This is a genomic window from Paenibacillus sp. MAHUQ-45 (assembly GCF_058133325.1).
The window spans coordinates 1-1,188 of sequence record NZ_JBYUPV010000034.1 but is presented as its reverse complement, the minus strand read 5'-3'; the positions used below and the strand labels follow the sequence as shown (position 1 = coordinate 1,188).

The 1,188-nt window shown below is 48.7% G+C and carries 1 protein-coding gene; it reads right to left on the bottom strand.

Annotated features, from left to right (window positions below):
• Positions 1-366: 366 nt before the first annotated feature.
• On the bottom strand, positions 367-510 hold the full coding sequence (locus AC3Y23_RS29005) for a hypothetical protein (protein WP_379205550.1): 144 nt from the start codon (positions 508-510) through the stop codon (positions 367-369).
• Positions 511-1,188 lie beyond the last annotated feature (678 nt).

Below are 1,188 nucleotides of genomic sequence, written 5' to 3'. Positions count from 1 at the left end.
GTTCTTGGTTGCTGAAGGGAACTGTATGACTTGGTATTAAAAGAAGGTATGTGGCATGAAATCGCATTTTCTGAAGGAAAACGACGTCGTTCTTTCTTCCAGGTGGCAGTTTGAGGATGGGAGAAGCAAAGGAATGGGTACCGAATGGGATCAGGAGGTTGTAGGGAAAGTGGACCCCCAGAAAAGAGTGTTGTGCCTAGCACAAGGTTTCTTGAGAGGTTGAACTGCCTTTGCTAATGGATTTTAAGTTTCTTTACCTCTTCCGTGATCTCTTCTAGGTTGACCTAGAAGAGAAATCTTTTGTTAGCTTTGGCTAAGTGGAGAAGTATTGCTTCACGGTGACTTGTGTGATCCTACCTGACTGTTCTAAACCCTTTTGATATCTATGCACTGCTGCTGCTGCTGCTGCTGCTGCTGCTGCTGCGAAGTCGTTTCAGTCGTGTCCGAGTCTGTGTGACCCCATGGACGGCAGCCCACCAGGCCCCGCAGTCCCTGGGATTCTCCAGGCAAGAACACTGGAGTGGGTTGCCATTTCCTTCTCCAATGCATGAAAGTGAAAAGTGAAAGTGAAGTCGCTCAGTCGTGTCCGACTCTTAGCGACCCCATGGACTGCAGCCTACCAGGCTCCTCCGTCCATGGGATTTTCCAGGCAAGAGTACTGGAGTGGGGTGCCATTGCCTTCTCCCATATCTATTCACAAGCCTGCCTAAATCATTGACTTCTAGCCACCTTTGGGATGCCAATGACCACCCAGCCTTACCAGGCCACAGAGGAGAGAAAACACTTAACCACAGGAGGTCCGGGTAAGGAACAAGGAACTAACAAGCTCCCAGCAACCAGGATTCTGCAGAGGTCAACAAGAGGTCAGCAAGAGATGGGAGACTGCAGTCCAGAGGTCCTAGCAACTTCCAGCGAGCAGCAAAGACCCAGCATAGTCAAAACGAATTCAATGTTACCCAAAACAAATAAATAAACGGACAGAAGTTCTTGGAACACATGACTGAGGTTAGGGGTGAGGCAGTACATGTATGTGCCAGGATACTCTTAAAGTATACTCTTAACGTAGATGAGGAGAACAAGGTAGGAGGAAAACTTACTGTTTGGTTCAGGTCGCTTCGGAGCCTTTTGGGGGAACCGACCTGAAGCCAGAGTCTAGCCGAAATACACAGGCTTTGAACATCGCTGAAG